This is a genomic window from Sphingobium sp. B10D7B (assembly GCF_025961955.1).
Taxonomy (GTDB): Bacteria; Pseudomonadota; Alphaproteobacteria; order Sphingomonadales; family Sphingomonadaceae; genus Sphingobium.
Map to the genome: position 1 here is coordinate 1,198,058 of NZ_JAOQOQ010000001.1, position 15,183 is coordinate 1,213,240.

A 15,183-nucleotide genomic window follows, 5' to 3' on the forward strand; every position below is an offset into this window, starting at 1 on the left:
TGTGTGGCTTAGCGCTCGACGCACATGGCGATGCCCATGCCGCCACCGATGCAGAGCGTCGCCAGACCCTTCTTCCCGTCGCGGCGGGCGAGTTCGTAGAGCAGCGTGGTGAGCACCCGCGCGCCCGAGGCGCCGATGGGGTGGCCAAGCGCGATCGCGCCGCCGTTCACGTTCACGATGTCCGGGTTCCAGCCCAGTTCCTTGCCGACCGAGAGCGCCTGCGCCGCAAAGGCTTCGTTCGCCTCGATCAGATCGAGGTCGGCGAGCGACCAGCCGGCCTTGTCCAGCGCGATGCGGCTGGCCGGGGCCGGGCCGATGCCCATGATCGAGGGATCGACACCGCAGGTCGCCCAGCTGGCGATGCGCGCCAGCACCGGCGCGCCGCGACGGGCGGCCTCTTCGGCGGTCATCAGCACCAGCGCCGCGGCACCATCGTTCACGCCGCTGGCATTGCCGGCGGTGACCGTGCCGTCCTTCTTGAACGCAGCGCGCAGTCCCGCCATCGCCTCGACGGTGGCGCCGGCGCGGATATACTCGTCGGCATCGACGATGGTGTCACCCTTGCGGCCCTTGACCGTGACAGGCGCGATCTCATCGACAAAGCGCCCGGCCGCGCGGGCGGCTTCCGCCTTGTTCTGGCTCCCCGCCGCGAAGGCGTCCTGCTCTTCGCGGGTGATGCCGTACTTTTCGGCAAGATTCTCCGCCGTGATGCCCATGTGGTAGCCGTTGAAGGCATCGGTCAGGCCATCGTTCACCATGGTGTCGATCAGCGTGATCGACCCCATCTTGGTGCCCGCGCGCATCATCTGGGCGTGGGGCGAGAGCGACATATTCTCCTGTCCGCCGGCCACCATGATGCTGGCATCGCCGCAGCGGATCGCCTGCGCGGCGAGCGCGACGGCGCGCAGGCCCGAGCCGCAGACCTGATTGATGGTGATCGCTGTGCGGTCGATCGGGATGCCGGCGTTCACCGCTGCCTGCCGTGCCGGGTTCTGGCCCTGCGCCGTGGTGAGCACCTGGCCGAAGATCAGCTCGTTCACCTCATCGGGGGAAACGCCGGCCTGCTCTAGTGCCGCGACGATGGCAACGCGACCGAGTTCATGGGCGGGGGTGTTGGCGAAGCTGCCCAGAAAGCTGCCGACCGGCGTGCGCTTGGCGGCGGTGATGACGATATCGGTCATGGATTGGCAAGTCCCTCGATTGCGGCGCCAGGGGCGCAGGTTGCTCTCTCGTGCCGGGCCTCTAGCATCAGCCGCTACAGCGCGAAAGCCAGTCGCTCAATCCTCTCCACAGTTGCGCTTTCGCCCGGCTGCCGATCATCATGCCGACATGGCCGAGCGCAAGGTCGATCCGCTCCGCCGCAGGCGGCACGGCAGCGGCGGGCACGATCCGGTCCGTGGTCGAGGCGATGGCGAGCGTCGGACAATCGAGCGCTCGCGGGTCCGCGACGGTGCCATGGATGGACCATTGGCCGCTCGCTGTCATATTGGCGCCATAGCAGCGCTCGGCAAGGTCTCGCCCGCTCGCCAACGTCAGCGGCGCGCCCTCATTGGCCCAATCTTCCAGCGCGATGAAGGCATGGAAGACTGGGCTGTCGGCCTCCATCCCGGCGAAGGCGGCATATTTACGAATGGTGCGATCCGGGTCGAGCGACCAGAAGCCGGTCTGGAAGACTTCCATCGGAACAAGGCCCAGCGCCTCGCAACCGGGCTTGGCCTTGGCCCAGATTTCGGCAAGCTGGGACTGAAAGGGCGCGTCATAGGCCGAGAAGTCCCAGGGCGCCGCGATGGTCGCGACGCCGGCGATCGGCTTGCCCAGCGCCTGCAGTCGCGCCGCCGCGCCGATGGCAAGCGTCCCGCCCAGGCAATAGCCGACGAGCAGGGGCGGGCGATCCAGTTGCTGCAACAGGGGTAGCAGCAGGCGCTCGACATGATCGGCCAGATCGACGTCGCGCTCGCCTTCATCCGGCGTCCCCCAGTCCAGCAGCAGGGCATTATGGCCCTGCTGTCCAAGATAGCGCAGCAACGAGCGTTGTTCGGAGAGGTCGAGGACGTGGGGCGGGTTGATCAGCGACGGGATGAGGATGACCGGCGCCCGGTCTCCGCCGGCGCCCCTCATGCTGCGTTGTGCGTTGCCGTTTCGCGTGAGCAAAGCCGCACGGCCATTTTGCGCAGCAATTTCCGGCAGGTCACTCGGCGCAGGTCGCGATGCTGTCTGAAAACGGCGCAATCCTGCCAATGCCTTGCGCCGTAATTGGGCATCTTGTGCCGTAACCTGCCACAATATGGAAAGAAACAGCGGCAGCGGACGCGGCCCATGTTGCGGTGCAGAAAGAAACGATGCTATGTTGCGCCCAACGGAGGGTGGAGCATCATCTATGGCACGATCGAAATCAGGTGGCGAATCAGGGACCATTGTCATCAAGAAGTACGCCAATCGGCGTCTCTATGACACGGAAACCTCCAGCTATATCACACTTGAATTGCTCTCGCAGATGACGCGCGAGGGGCGCGATTTCGTGGTGGTCGATGCCAAGTCCGGCGAGGATATCACGCACAATGTCCTCACCCAGATCATCATGGAAGAAGAGCAGCGCGGCGAGAACATGCTGCCGGTCAGCTTCCTTCGCCAGCTCATTTCGCTCTACGGCGACTCGATGCAGTCCATGGTGCCGCAATATCTTGAGGCGAGCATGGAAGCGTTCCGCAAGAACCAGCAGCAATTCCAGGAAGCCATGCAGGGCGCATTCGCCGGCGGACCCTTTGCCGAGATCGCCAAGCGCAACATGGAAATGCTGAACGCCGCAGCAAACGCCTTCAAGCCCGCTGCACCTGCCGCACCCGCGAAGGCTGGCGACTCTGCCGATGAAGTGTCCGAGCTGAAAGCGCAGCTTGCCGCGCTCAACGCCAAGATCGACAAGCTGGGCGGCTGAGCCGCGCAAGAGTGACGCGCGCGTCTGGGCTCCGGCCTTATATGATAAAGGGGCGGGCCTCCAGCTGGAGGCCCGCCCCTTTAGTAACGTGATTGCGCGGTCAGGCGAACTGGACGCCTGTGGTCCGACGGCGCATTCCGGCGCCGATCATCGCAAAGCCGACGATCAGCATGGCCCATGTCGCAGGCTCCGGAACGGCAGCTGGCAATTCGAAATTATAGGTCGTGCTGCCGCTGGTCGTGCTCAACGTGACATTGTCGGCGAAGGCATGATAGCCGGTGCCGACCCCGCTGCCGGCACCGACACTGATGCCCGCAACGAACGACCCCTGCGCCAGCTCCGATGCCCAGTCCGCAATGGACTTGCCGGCAAGCTCGCTTCCTCCGGAAATGTAGAATTTGTCGGTCGCCGACGTACTGTACCACTCACCCTTCACGGTGTTGCCATAGGTATCGTTATAGGCGCCTTCCCAGATCAGCTCCTTGCGGGCGCCAGCGCCGTTGTTCGCGCCCGCGTCCCAGATGTGGAGGCGGAGCGCTGGCGTGTAGTCCGCGCTGTAGTTGCTCAGCGAGTCGACCGCGATGCTCCAGTCGAAGGTGAGGGCCGTGACGTCCGCGAGGGATGCAATGGACGTCGTTGCTGCGTCGGGATAGATTTCGCCCGTGGCAAATCGCAGCCGATCACCGATCAGTTCCAGCGAGCCGTTGCCCGAACGGGGCGCCGTATCGGTAATTGCAGCCGTCGCGCCCAACCTGGCTTCGCCCGGCAAATTCTGCCAATTCATGTCGGTCGGATAGACGTCCACAACAGCGGCAACAGCCGGTGTGGCACTTGCGAACCAAATTGCCGCCGACAGTGTAAGTGCTTTGAAATGCATTGATGTTCTCCCCACTTGAACCATGGGGATTAGTTACTGAATGGATGTTTTGGTCAACAAAAGATTAACCATCTATAATCATCTGCCAGCGCAATTGTCCCGAAATGACACAGGCCGCTATTGTCCCACCGCCCGAGCGATTAGCGCCGCGCAATTGGCATCCGGTGCGGTTTCTGCGCGACCACCGATCGCTCGACCGACTGCCTTCAGGATATTGCCGACCGAGCGCGTGTTTTCCGGCACCACCAGATTGGGATTGCGCAAGGTGCCGCGCAGATGGGCATTGCCGGGAAGCTGCAGCGCATGTTCGTTCTTGGCGAGGCCCTTGAGGGTCAGCTCGAGACGTTCGGCGGGGAAGCTGACTGTGCCGGTGCCACGTGACTGGCTGACCGGCGTGTCGACGACCAAGGTGCGCACCACGCCGCGTCCGCCCCGCATATCGAGCTGGACCACGCCGCAGCGCAGCGCTTCCCGCCTATCCTCATCCGCAAACAGGCCCTTGCCGATGTCGAAGCCGAGCAGGCCGGCCAACCGCGCCGGCATCGATCCGCCGCGGGTGACCGCGCCTACGGTTCCGTTCGATTGCCCGACCGCCTCGCGGATTGTGTCGCCCACGCCGGTCAGCCGCGCGCGCGCATCCACGCGGCCCTGCACGTCGCCCTCGCTGTTGCCGTCCCCGCCCGCCAGCGCCGCGATGCTGCTGTTGCGCATGTCGAGCGCCAGCGTGACCGTCGGCTTGGGCTGGCCCTCCCGCTGATTGACTACGGCCCGCCCGGTCATCACGCCTTGCGTCAGGCCGATGCGCAGCGGATCGACGGTGAGGATGCGGTTATCAAGATTCAGCACCGCGCTGGCATTGGTGAGGGAGGAGGGGCGCCGCCCGCCCAAAATCCGGTCGACGCGCACCGATATGCGCCCGTCCGTCTTGTCGATCTTGCGGATATTGATCCGCGTGTTGGGCACCAGCCGCTGCCCCTGTGCCCGCTCCAGCGCGACCGCCTGCGCATTGCCCTTGTCGTCGGCCAGATCCTCGAAATCGAGATGGCTGAAGCGCGCCTCGCCATCCAGCTTGGTGCGGCCGTCCACCTTGCGGACCGTGAGCGCGCCCGTGAACCGGCTACGGCCGACGGTGCCGCCCAGATCGGCCACGCTCCACACGCCATCGCGCCGTTGGACATTGGCAGCGATATCGACCGGCTGCGTGCCGAACAGCCCGGCCTCGATGATCCGGTCCACCAGCTTGAGCGTGCTGGCGCGAGCGGAGACCTTGAACGTCATGTCGTCCGTGCGCATCGGGCCCGCCATCGTGCCGCGCGCGTGCATGGTGAGGGCGTCACCCATGATGCGCGCATCAAAGGGCCAGCTTTGCCCAGCGCGCATCGGCGCGCCGGTGAGCCGCAATGTGACCGGTTCCCCTTCGACGGTGCCGGTCCCGGTGCCGCGCAAGCCCTGCTGCGGATCGACCGACAGGCTGACCTTGAACTGCCGCTTCTGAAAGGCATCGCGATAATCGATCACGGCGTCATCGACACGGACCAAAGGCGTTTCCGAGCTGCCCTGGTCGTCCTTGTTGGAGTTGCTGCCGAGCGCGTCCCAGCTCTTGCGGCGATTCTCGTCGCGCACCAGCGTCAGCCGCACGCCACGGGCGGAGAGCAACTGCGGCCCGCCGCGCCCGAGCAGCAGTCCGATCACGGGGAGACGCAACCGCAACGCCTCGATCCGCGCCAGATCGCCTTCGCCGGCCCAGGCCGGCTGGGGCACACGGATATCCCGCACCTGAATCGCGGGGCTGAACGAAAATGCGCTTTCCCGCGTCATCGATCCGATGGTGGCTTTGGTGCCGATCTGGTCGGACAGGCGCCGCTCGGCGGCATCCTTGAACCAGGAAGCGGGGAAGGTTGCAGCCAGTACCAACAGGGCCAGAAGCAGAACCAGCAGCGCGGCCGCGATCATCGCGATGATCCGGGTGCGGCGGGGCGTAGTGCGAATCATCGACGAGAAGTGGGCCATTGGAGACGGGACGAGTGAGGTCAGGGAAAGTTCCCGTTCGTCTCCCAGCGTCAGCGCGCGAACGTCTTGGTATTTTTCCGCGCGGCCACTAAAGACCGCTGCAATCCCCAATCCAGATCCCGGAAGCCAGACATTGTCCAACATCAAGCACGCGTTGCCCGTCACCCGAGCCAAGGATTTCGCTGCCTGGTATCAGGCCGTGATCAGCGAGGCCGATCTGGCCGAGGAAAGCGGCGTGCGCGGGTGCATGGTCATCCGTCCGTGGGGCTATGGCATCTGGGAGCGCATCCAGAAGCTGATGGATGCGCGCATCAAGGCAGCTGGGGTGGAGAACTGCTATTTCCCGCTGTTCATCCCGCTCTCCTTCTTCGCCGAGGAAGCGGACCATGTCGAAGGCTTCGCCAAGGAAATGGCGGTGGTCACCCATCATCGCCTCAAGAATATCGACGGGAAGCTGCAGACCGATCCGGATAGCAAGCTGGAGGAGCCCCTAGTCGTGCGCCCCACGTCCGAGACGGTGATCGGTAAGGCGATGGCGCGTTGGGTGCAGAGCTGGCGCGATCTGCCGCTGCTCACCAACCAGTGGGCCAATGTCGTGCGCTGGGAGATGCGCACCCGCATGTTCCTGCGCACCAGCGAGTTCCTCTGGCAGGAAGGGCATACCGCCCATGCCGACGAAGCCGATGCACGGACCGAGACGATGCGTGCGCTCGAAATGTACCGTGACTTTGCGGAAACCGAGCTGGCTATGCCGGTGGTCGCAGGCGAAAAGCCGGAGAATGAGCGCTTCCCCGGCGCGGTCGCGACCTATTCCATTGAGGCGATGATGCAGGATGGCAAGGCGCTGCAGGCCGGCACCTCGCATTATCTGGGCACGGGCTTCGCCAAGGCGGCGGGCATCCAGTACCAGAATCAGGATGGCCAGCAGGCCCTGTGCCACACGACAAGCTGGGGCGTTTCGACCCGCATGATCGGCGGCGTCATCATGGTCCATGGCGATGACGACGGGCTGCGCTGCCCGCCGATGATCGCCCCGCATCAGGTGGTGATCGTGCCGATGCTGCGCGATACGGACGAGGATGCGGCGGTCATCGATTATTGCGACGCGCTGGCCAGGGAACTGGGCGCAGTCGACGTGTTCCGCGAGCCGCTCCGGGTGCTGTTCGACAAGAAGCCGATCAAGGCCGCCCCCAAGCGCTGGGGCTGGGTGAAGAAGGGCGCGCCGATCATCGTCGAGGTCGGCGGGCGCGATGTCGCGGGCGGCAATGTTTCGGTCGTGCGGCGGGACCGGCTCTATAATGAGGCGGGCAAGCTGGCGAGCGAGGTCATGGCGCGGGATGCTTTCGTGACTGCGGTCGGGGACATGCTGCGCGGGGTTCAGGACACGCTGCACAGCGAGGCGCGCGCGCGGCTGGATGCGAACATCCGCCGCGACGTGAGCGAACTGACCGCGCTGGCCGGCGCGTTCGGCGGCGACAAGCCCGGCTGGGTCGAAGTCGAATGGAGCAAGCCCACGGGACCCGCGCTGGACAAGGTGGTCGCTTGGCTGAAGGGCGAGAAGCTGACGCTGCGCAACGTGCCGATGGATGCGACGCCGGCGAGCGGGACGTGCATCTTCACCGGCGAGAAGGCTGTGCAGCGGGTTCTGGTCGGCCGCGCTTATTGAGGCGTAGGGGCGGTGGCACTTGAGCGCCCCTAAGTTCCCCCGTTCGTGTCGAGCGAAGTCGAGACACGGCCAGCACTGTCCTCGCGTGTCTCGACTTCAGCCTTTGGCTGAAGTTTATCCTGAGCGCCCGCCCTGCGGGCAGTCGAAGGGCTCGACACGAACGGTTCTGTGGATTTCCTGAGCCTACTTCTCCAACAGCCGCGGCATCAATTCCACGAAGTTGCACGGCCGAAAGCGGCTATCGAGCTGGTGGACCAGAATCTGATCCCACCCATCCTTCACCGCGCCGGTCGAGCCGGGCAGGGCGAAGATATAAGTCCCTCGCGCCACGCAGGCGCAGGCGCGGGATTGGATGGTCGAGGTGCCGATCGACTGGAAGCTGAGCCAGCGGAATAGCTCGCCAAAGCCCGGAATGGCCTTGTCCTGCACCTTTTCGAGCGCTTCAGGTGTCACGTCCCGCCCCGTCACCCCGGTGCCGCCTGTGGTGAGGATGACATCGATCTGCGGGTCGTCGATCCAGCGGTGCAGATGGCCAAGGATGGTCTCGACCGAATCCTTGCTGATCTCGCGGGCCTTCAGCACATGGCCGGCAGCGGTCACCCGCTCGGCCATTGTATCGCCGGATCGGTCGTCCGCCAGCGTCCGCGTGTCGGAGATTGTGAGCAGGGCGATCTGAACCGGGATGAAGACGCGGCTCTCGTCAATAGGCACCGGCAGCGGTCCCATGCGGGGTGACACGGACGGCGACGTCCTTGCTGCCATCCGGGAAACGGACCCACAGGCCCTGCGCCATGGCCGAGAGTGCCGGGGAGCGGCCGCCTTGCTCGTCCATCTGGTAGATCCAGTAATTGCGCAGCACGGCGTTCAGATAGGCGCGGGTCTCGTAATAAGGCACGGATTCGATGAAGAGCAGCGGATCGCCCTCATCGCGGATCTGCACGTTCCAGCGCTCGATGGGGGTTGGGCCGGCATTATAGGCCGCGACGACCTTGGGCAGCAGTCCGCCCGTGGCCGGCATCTGGCTGAGCTTGCGCAGATAGGCCTGGCCGAGCGCGAGGCTGACGGCCGGATCGTAAAGCTGATCGGGCGTAACGGCCATGCCGCTGGAGCGGGCAAGCTGCGCACCGGTGCCCGGGAGCACCTGCATCAGGCCGCGTGCATCGGCCGGGCTGCGTGCATCGGTCTGGAAGCGGGATTCCTGCAGGGCATGGGCGAAGACCAGCGCGCGCTCGACTTGCCAGCCATTGCTCGGCGACCATTCCGGGCGGGGATAGCGCGCATAGGCCGCCGACTTGCGCCCGCTTGGCGAGCGTTGCGCCAGCCAGAGCTGGGTGGTCGGCAGCGAAAGGTCGCTGGCGAGATGCACGAGGGCGCTATAGCGCGTGTCGTCGCTCAGCGCCGCTTCGTGGCGCAGCACCGCATCGGCCTGCGCGCTCCGGCCCAGCGTGGCGAGGATCACGGCGTTGCGGACATTGCCGCTGCCCGCGAGCAGTGACCAATCCTGCGACGACACATTCTCCCGCTTGAGCGCGGTGCTGAAGCCGAGGCCGAGCGTTTCGCGGGCCAGCAGGCCGTAGAAGCTCTCTTCATCGCGCGCCGCGCTGCGCAGCAGGGCATTGACTCGCTCGGGCTTCCGGTCGGCCATCATGGCGCGCGCGGCCCAGAAATAGCTGCGGCTGCGCAGGTCCGCATCGGACGTGCTCATCGCGGCATGATAGAAAGAGTCGGCGGCGGCGGCCCATTGCTTCTCGCGCCAGGCGGCGAGGCCCATCACCCAGTAAGACGGTGCCACGAACTCGCCGGTGCCGCCATCGACGGCCAGCGCGCCCATGCGGCGGGCATTGGCGGTATCGCCGCAGATGAAATAGGACCAGGCGAGGCGCTGACGCAATTCGGTGCGGCCATCCATGCCGAGCCCGGCCTCGGCGGAGGCGAGCAGGGCCTCGCCCTGATTGGGTTGATCGTCCTTGATATACTGGAGCAGCGTGCCGCGCAGCTGATCGGCTGCGGCATCGCCCTTCACGGAGCGGAGCATCTGCCGCTGGGGAGAGGTGCCGGTCCACATGAGCTGGCGCGTGGCCGGCCGGTCCGGCAGCGTCTGCGCGCCCCGCTTGCGGGCCAGCGAGGCGATGCGGTCGTTCTGCGGAAGGTTGGGCGTCTTGTGCAGCAGGTCGAGCAGGTCGAACAGCTCGACGCGGGGGCTATCCTTGGCGAGATACAACTCGGCTAGCAGATGCGGGCGCATGCTGTCCGCCTCGGAGAGGCCGAGAATGGCACTGCGCGCCTCTTCCCAGCGCTTGCCCTCCAGCATGGCGAGAATGGCGCCATATCGGCCTTGCTCATCCTGGCTCGGCGTCGGGATCGCCGAAGCCGCCGCCGCCGGCTGGGCTACCGCCAGCGGGCCAGCGAGCGCGCACAGCGACAGGGCAATGAGCAGCGACCGGCGCACACGGGATCGGGAAGGGGACCTGTTCATTGCGTCAACAATCCATGGAGCATACGCACGCTTTGCCAGCTTCTGGCCTTGGCAAGCGGCCGGTTCATCAGCAGATCAGGCCCCGCGAGGGCGACCGTATCCACGCTGCCATGCGGCAGGTCAATCTTTTCGAGCCCCACCAGGCCGGGTCGCCAGCGCTCGCCGAGCATGGCGCGGCCAATCCGGTCACCCAGCAGGATGATCGCGCCCGGCTGGGCCAGATTGAGATAGCGGCTCATCCGCGCAGCGAACTGGGGGAGCAAGGCGGCATCGAGATGACCGCCCGGCGGACGGCGCAGAGCCAGCGGCAGGCACGGCGCCTGTGTGGGCTCAAGGCCGAGCGTGCCGAGCATCGCGGCGATAAACCGCTGCTGTTGCGGCTCGAGAAGCTGGGCCAGATCGGTTGCACCGGCGGCCGGCATCTCGACGAGGAGAACGAGGCGCGGCGCGTGCAGGGCGGGGAGGGCGATCCGCTCGCCATGCCAATCGGCTTCTGGCTGGCCGGCATCCTGCGCAATCCACTCGAGGAAGCCCGGCAAATCTGCCGGCATCGTCTTGGGCGCCTTATCCGGCATACGGGCGTGCACGGGGGCAGGCTGCGGTGCCGGCGCGGGGGCTTCAGCAGGCGCATCAATGGTCGGCCGGGCGGCAACGTCCGCTGCGCCACTGGCTGTGTTGGAAGAGCGTCGCCAGAATGGAACGGGCTCGCCATCCCGCCAGCGCCGGGGCGCCTCGTCGGTGGCGCAGTCCAGCCCCGCTTCCCGCCACCAATGCGCATAGGCATAGGCCGCCTGCTCCGGCGTCATCATGTCCTGCTCACCCATGGGTTTACAGAGACAGAGGTTGACGGCGCGGTCAACTCTGCCGCATCGCTGGCGACTGTAAAGCGTGAAAATATTGCGGCGACCGGACGGAACTCCAGAGCGTCCGCCGCATAGGGAGGTAGACATGTCCGAACGGGAATCCATGCCCTATGACGTGGTGATCGTAGGCGGAGGCCCTGCAGGATTGAGCGCGGCGATCCGCCTCAAGCAGCGCGCCCAGGCGGCGGGCAGCGAGATCAGCGTCTGCGTGCTGGAAAAAGGCTCGGAGATCGGCGCGCATATTCTCTCCGGCGCGGTGATCGATCCCCGGGCGCTCGATGAGCTGCTGCCGGAGTGGCGGACCAGCGACTGCCCGCTGGCGCAGGTGCCGGTCACCGAGAACCATCACTGGATGCTGAGCCGCTCGGGCAAATTCGCGGTGCCGCATCTGCTGACGCCGGGGTTCATGCACAATAAGGGCACATATACCGGCTCGCTGGGCTCGCTGTGTCGCTGGCTTGCCGAGCAGGCGGAGGGGCTGGGCGTAGAAATCTTCCCCGGCTTCCCCGCCGCCGAGATCCTGTACGATGAGAATGGCGCCGTGAAAGGAGTCGCGACCGGCGACATGGGCGTCGCCCGCGATGGCAGTTGCAAGCCGGATTATCAGCCCGGGCTCGAACTTCACGCTCGCTACACATTGTTTGCCGAGGGCGCGCGCGGCCACCTCACCAAGCAGCTCAAGGCCCGCTACGATCTAGAAGCGGACGGCGATCCACAGACCTATGGCCTGGGTTGCAAGGAATTGTGGGATATCGATCCGGCCAAGCATGTGCCTGGCCGGGTGATCCACACGCAGGGCTGGCCGCTGACCGATGCCTATGGTGGCGGCTTCCTGTATCATCAGGCGAATGGTCAGGTGGCGCTCGGCTTCGTGGTGGGGCTGGGCTACAAGAACCCATATCTGAGCCCGTTCGAGGAATTTCAGCGCTGGAAGCAGCATCCGGACATCCGCGCGGTTCTGGAAGGCGGCAAGCGCGTCTCCTATGGCGCCCGCGTCATCAATGAGGGCGGCTGGCAATCCATCCCCAAGCTGGTGATGCCCGGCGCGGCGCTCATCGGCTGCTCGGCCGGCTTTGTGAACGTCCCGCGCATCAAGGGCACGCATACAGCGATGAAATCCGCGATGCTGGCGGCCGACGCCGTGGCGGATGCGGTCGCGGCGGACCGCTCGGGCGATGTGCTGGAGGCCTACCCAGCCGCGCTGGACGAAAGCTGGATCGCAAAGGAGCTGAAGCTGGTGCGCAATGCCGGCCCGGCGCTGGCCAGGTTCGGTAATGTCGTGGGTACGCTGTTTGCCGGCATCGATATGTGGATGCGCTCGCTCGGCATCGGGCTGCCGTTTACGCTGCGCAACAAGGCCGATCATACCAAGCTGTGGCGCAAGGATGCCGTTCACAAGATCGATTATCCCAAGCCGGACGGGGTATTCAGTTTCGATCGGCTCTCGTCCGTCTTCCTCTCGGGCACCAATCATGAGGAGGACCAGCCGGTCCATCTGCAGCTCAAGGACCCCGACGTGCCGATCCGCTACAATCTGCCACTCTATGACGAGCCGGCCCGGCTCTACTGCCCTGCGGGCGTCTATGAGGTGGTAGAGGATGGCGCCGGAAATCCGCGCTTCCAGATCAACGCGCAGAACTGCGTCCACTGCAAGACCTGCGACATCAAGGACCCGACCCAGAATATCAACTGGGTGGCGCCCGAGGGCGGCGGCGGGCCGACTTATCCGAACATGTAGCTGCGCATCCACCCTCGTTGACGCACAGAAAAACGGGGCCGATCAAGGCCCCGTTTGTTCATCGATCATCTGGCGCGATCAGAGAGATCGGCGACCGGTGATGAGCTGGAATACGAACACCACGCCCGCGATGAGCAGAAGGATGTGGATGAGGCCGCCACCGACGTGAAGGACGAACCCAAGCAGCCACAGAACGATCAGAATACCGATGATGGTCCAGAGCATATAAGTCCCTTTCAAATTCTTTTCCCGACAATGGGAAGACGGTCGCTGCGGCGAAAAGTTCCCGTGTAGGTGTGTGCAGTCCGGCTGACGTCGGCTCAGACTGCAACCCTATCCCTGCTGACGGGTTGGTTTGGTAGACCCGCAGAGGAGGCCTGGATGAGCTACGCGCGCTTCGCGGCCATGATCGCCACATCGACGGTCGTGATGTTCGGACTGATGTACCTGAACACCTACGCCCTCGATCATGTCACGTACAGCCAGACCCGCACCTTGATGGCGCTGCTGATGGGCGCCGTGATGGCCATCATCATGCTGGTTTTCATGTGGGGGATGTACGCGCGCAAGGGCGTGAAGATCGGGATTATCGCCGGTGCAACTCTCGTCTTCGGCCTCTCGCTCTGGCTGGTGCGCAGTCAGGCCACGGTCAACGATGTCAGCTATATGAAGGCGATGATCCCGCACCATTCCATCGCGATCATGACCAGCGAGCGCGCCCATATTCGCGACCCGCAGGTGCGTGCGCTGGCCGACGGCATCATCGAAGCGCAGGTGCGAGAAATTGCCGAAATGAAGGCGCTGATCGCCAAGCTGGAGGCGCAGCCGGTGCCGCAGGATGCGCCTGATCTTCCCGACTATCGCGAGGCAGGGAAGGCCGCGCCGTCAGATTGACGCATGATGGCTGGGCGACCGAGCTTGCAGAGGGACAAGACAAGCGGCCGCGGCCCCGCTATGGAGCCGCCCGTGCTCACAGAAACCGCCCACGCCAAGCTCAACCTCGCTCTTCATGTCCGCGCGCGCCGCGCCGAGGGCTATCATGAGCTGGAGAGCCTGTTCGCTTTTTGCGCGGATGGCGACGGCCTGAGCGGCACGCTCCGCGAGGACGGCGAGATCGCGTTGCGCATCGAGGGGCCGTTCGCTGATGGCTTGCCGACCGATGAGCGCAATTTGGTGATGCGCGCGGCGCATGCCTTGCAAGCCGTGACTGGCGGCCATCTGGGCGCCGATCTGCTGCTCGAGAAGCACCTGCCGGTTGCTTCCGGCATCGGAGGCGGCTCGGCCGATGCCGCCGCTGCGCTTCGGCTGCTGGTGCGGCTATGGGACGTGCGGCCGATGGAGATCGATTTCCCGGCCATCGCCTCGGCGCTGGGCGCCGATGTGCCTGCATGCCTGGGCTCGGCCACCGTATTCGGGTCGGGCGTGGGTGACCGGCTGGAAATCATCGATCTCGATCTGGCGGAGACGCCCGTGTTGTTGGTCAATCCGCTGATCGCCTGCCCCACCGGACCTGTGTTCGGCGGATGGGACGGCATCGACCGGGGCGCGCTGGACCCGCTGGCATGGGCGCGGGGCCGCAACGATCTGGCGGCGAGCGCTATGGCTCTGGTGCCGGAAATCGAGGAGGTGCTGGCGGTGCTGCGCGCGCAGCTTCCCCAAGTTGCCCGCATGTCCGGCTCCGGTGCGACCTGCTTTGCCGTTTTCGCGAGCGAGGCCGAGCGGGATGCAGCCGCCGACCGCATCATCGCCGACCATCCCGACTGGTGGGTGATGACCAGCCTGCTGCGCTGAACACGTGGTCTTTTGGCTGGGCCCAAACTGCGCTAGGCCTTGGGCATGACTGATGCGTTTCAAATCCTGGGCGATCCGTCCGCACCGATTCTGATCATCGCCGATCATGCCTCCAACCATGTGCCGGAGGATATCGATCTCGGTCTGCCCGCTGCCGTGCTGGAGGAGCATGTCGCGATCGATATCGGCGTCGCGCAGGTCGCGCGGCTGCTGGTGGATCAGGGCGGGTGCTGCGCGATCCTGGGCGGCGTCTCGCGCCTCGTGATCGATTATAATCGCGAGGCGGATTCGGCCGGGCTGGTCCCGGTGCATAGCGATGGCCACCATATCGAGGGCAACAGCACCGCCGAAGTCGCCGACCGTCTCGCGCGCTTTTACGATCCCTATCATGCCGAGGTTGCCGCGCTGGCCGGGCAGGGGCATCGGCCGTTCCTGCTCTCGCTGCACAGCTTCACGCCGCAATTGCGGAGCCGGCCCGAAGAAGCGCGCCCATGGGACATCGGCGTGCTCTACAATCAGGACGATCGCGGCGCGCGCATTGCCATCCCCCTGCTGGCCGCCGCGGGGCTGGTGGTCGGCGATCAGGAGCCCTATTCAGGCAAGCTGCTCAATGCGACGATGAACCGCCATGCCGAGGCCCATGGGCGGCCCTATCTTGGCATCGAGATGCGGCAGGATCTGGTGAGCGACGGCGCCGGTCAGGCGCGGCTGGCGGGCATCATCGGGCCGGTGCTGCGCGCCTGCCGTGCGGCCTTTTCCTGAGAGCGGCTCGCAACAGGCGTGTTTTGCGCCCTCCATGCTTGCAAGCCGCCCCGCAACGGGCCTAGAGC

General features: G+C 65.4%; 14 protein-coding genes. 6 read left to right on the forward strand and 8 right to left on the reverse strand.

Annotation, left to right across the window (positions count from 1 at the left end; translation table 11 throughout):
- Nucleotides 1-8: 8 nt before the first annotated feature.
- Nucleotides 9-1,181, reverse strand: a complete 1,173-nt coding sequence (locus M2331_RS05640) for an acetyl-CoA C-acetyltransferase (protein ID WP_181559361.1) — start codon at nt 1,179-1,181, stop codon at nt 9-11.
- A 67-nt stretch (nt 1,182-1,248) separates the two neighbouring features.
- On the reverse strand, nt 1,249-2,118 hold the full coding sequence (locus M2331_RS05645) for an alpha/beta fold hydrolase (protein ID WP_319800981.1): 870 nt from the start codon (nt 2,116-2,118) through the stop codon (nt 1,249-1,251).
- Nucleotides 2,119-2,377: 259 nt separating this feature from the next.
- Here M2331_RS05645 and phaR point away from each other — a divergent pair, with 259 nt between their 5' ends.
- Nucleotides 2,378-2,932: a polyhydroxyalkanoate synthesis repressor PhaR gene (gene phaR, locus M2331_RS05650; RefSeq protein WP_181559362.1), complete on the forward strand. Its 555-nt coding sequence runs from the start codon at nt 2,378-2,380 to the stop codon at nt 2,930-2,932.
- A 100-nt stretch (nt 2,933-3,032) separates the two neighbouring features.
- Here the strand turns inward: phaR and M2331_RS05655 are convergent, their stop codons facing one another.
- Nucleotides 3,033-3,716 (reverse strand): PEPxxWA-CTERM sorting domain-containing protein, encoded by a 684-nt coding sequence (locus tag M2331_RS05655; protein WP_181561387.1) that lies wholly within the window; start codon nt 3,714-3,716, stop codon nt 3,033-3,035.
- Between the two features lie 210 nt (nt 3,717-3,926).
- Entirely contained in the window at nt 3,927-5,801 is a 1,875-nt protein-coding gene (locus M2331_RS05660) for an AsmA family protein (RefSeq protein ID WP_181559363.1), read from the reverse strand.
- A 160-nt stretch (nt 5,802-5,961) separates the two neighbouring features.
- Between M2331_RS05660 and M2331_RS05665 the strand changes: the two genes are divergently transcribed.
- Nucleotides 5,962-7,485 (forward strand): aminoacyl--tRNA ligase-related protein, encoded by a 1,524-nt coding sequence (locus M2331_RS05665; protein ID WP_181561388.1) that lies wholly within the window; start codon nt 5,962-5,964, stop codon nt 7,483-7,485.
- A gap of 183 nt (nt 7,486-7,668) precedes the next feature.
- Here the strand turns inward: M2331_RS05665 and moaB are convergent, their stop codons facing one another.
- Genes moaB through M2331_RS05680 form a run of 3 tightly spaced genes read right to left on the reverse strand, consistent with a single transcriptional unit; the run spans nt 7,669 to nt 10,785 of the window.
- Nucleotides 7,669-8,196 carry a molybdenum cofactor biosynthesis protein B gene (moaB, locus tag M2331_RS05670; protein ID WP_181559364.1) on the reverse strand — a complete coding sequence of 176 codons (528 nt, stop codon included), beginning with the start codon at nt 8,194-8,196 and terminating at the stop codon, nt 7,669-7,671.
- Nucleotides 8,186-9,961, reverse strand: coding sequence for a lytic transglycosylase domain-containing protein (locus M2331_RS05675; RefSeq protein WP_181559365.1), 1,776 nt, complete (start codon nt 9,959-9,961; stop codon nt 8,186-8,188). Before M2331_RS05675 ends, moaB begins: the two co-directional genes overlap by 11 nt.
- The gene (locus M2331_RS05680; RefSeq protein ID WP_184117303.1) at nt 9,958-10,785 is read right to left on the reverse strand and encodes a hypothetical protein; all 828 of its coding nucleotides are present in this window, start codon (nt 10,783-10,785) and stop codon (nt 9,958-9,960) included. Before M2331_RS05680 ends, M2331_RS05675 begins: the two co-directional genes overlap by 4 nt.
- A gap of 124 nt (nt 10,786-10,909) precedes the next feature.
- Between M2331_RS05680 and M2331_RS05685 the strand changes: the two genes are divergently transcribed.
- On the forward strand, nt 10,910-12,562 hold the full coding sequence (locus tag M2331_RS05685; RefSeq protein ID WP_181559367.1) for an electron transfer flavoprotein-ubiquinone oxidoreductase: 1,653 nt from the start codon (nt 10,910-10,912) through the stop codon (nt 12,560-12,562).
- A 78-nt stretch (nt 12,563-12,640) separates the two neighbouring features.
- On the opposite strand, the gene M2331_RS05690 is transcribed toward M2331_RS05685, so the two are convergent.
- Complete coding sequence (locus M2331_RS05690; protein WP_181559368.1) at nt 12,641-12,787, reverse strand: lmo0937 family membrane protein; 147 nt, start codon at nt 12,785-12,787, stop codon at nt 12,641-12,643.
- A 156-nt stretch (nt 12,788-12,943) separates the two neighbouring features.
- Here M2331_RS05690 and M2331_RS05695 point away from each other — a divergent pair, with 156 nt between their 5' ends.
- The 3 genes from M2331_RS05695 to M2331_RS05705 are packed head-to-tail and all read left to right on the forward strand — an operon-like array spanning nt 12,944 to nt 15,115.
- Nucleotides 12,944-13,456, forward strand: coding sequence for a DUF305 domain-containing protein (locus M2331_RS05695; protein ID WP_181559369.1), 513 nt, complete (start codon nt 12,944-12,946; stop codon nt 13,454-13,456).
- Between the two features lie 60 nt (nt 13,457-13,516).
- On the forward strand, nt 13,517-14,353 hold the full coding sequence (locus tag M2331_RS05700; protein ID WP_181559370.1) for a 4-(cytidine 5'-diphospho)-2-C-methyl-D-erythritol kinase: 837 nt from the start codon (nt 13,517-13,519) through the stop codon (nt 14,351-14,353).
- 45 nt (nt 14,354-14,398) lie between these two features.
- Nucleotides 14,399-15,115 carry an N-formylglutamate amidohydrolase gene (locus M2331_RS05705; RefSeq protein ID WP_181559371.1) on the forward strand — a complete coding sequence of 239 codons (717 nt, stop codon included), beginning with the start codon at nt 14,399-14,401 and terminating at the stop codon, nt 15,113-15,115.
- Nucleotides 15,116-15,183: the final 68 nt, after the last annotated feature.

Coding starts and splice junctions, on each gene's coding strand:
- M2331_RS05640 (WP_181559361.1), bottom strand. CDS start 1,181: ATGACCGATATCGTCATCACCGCCGCCAAGCGCACGCCGGTCGGCAGC.
- M2331_RS05655 (WP_181561387.1), bottom strand. CDS start 3,716: ATGAATTGGCAGAATTTGCCGGGCGAAGCCAGGTTGGGCGCGACGGCT.
- M2331_RS05675 (WP_181559365.1), bottom strand. CDS start 9,961: ATGAACAGGTCCCCTTCCCGATCCCGTGTGCGCCGGTCGCTGCTCATT.
- M2331_RS05685 (WP_181559367.1), top strand. CDS start 10,910: ATGTCCGAACGGGAATCCATGCCCTATGACGTGGTGATCGTAGGCGGA.
- phaR (WP_181559362.1), top strand. CDS start 2,378: ATGGCACGATCGAAATCAGGTGGCGAATCAGGGACCATTGTCATCAAG.
- M2331_RS05700 (WP_181559370.1), top strand. CDS start 13,517: ATGGAGCCGCCCGTGCTCACAGAAACCGCCCACGCCAAGCTCAACCTC.
- M2331_RS05645 (WP_319800981.1), bottom strand. CDS start 2,118: ATGAGGGGCGCCGGCGGAGACCGGGCGCCGGTCATCCTCATCCCGTCG.
- M2331_RS05660 (WP_181559363.1), bottom strand. CDS start 5,801: ATGATTCGCACTACGCCCCGCCGCACCCGGATCATCGCGATGATCGCG.
- M2331_RS05680 (WP_184117303.1), bottom strand. CDS start 10,785: ATGGGTGAGCAGGACATGATGACGCCGGAGCAGGCGGCCTATGCCTAT.
- M2331_RS05695 (WP_181559369.1), top strand. CDS start 12,944: ATGAGCTACGCGCGCTTCGCGGCCATGATCGCCACATCGACGGTCGTG.
- M2331_RS05690 (WP_181559368.1), bottom strand. CDS start 12,787: ATGCTCTGGACCATCATCGGTATTCTGATCGTTCTGTGGCTGCTTGGG.
- M2331_RS05705 (WP_181559371.1), top strand. CDS start 14,399: ATGACTGATGCGTTTCAAATCCTGGGCGATCCGTCCGCACCGATTCTG.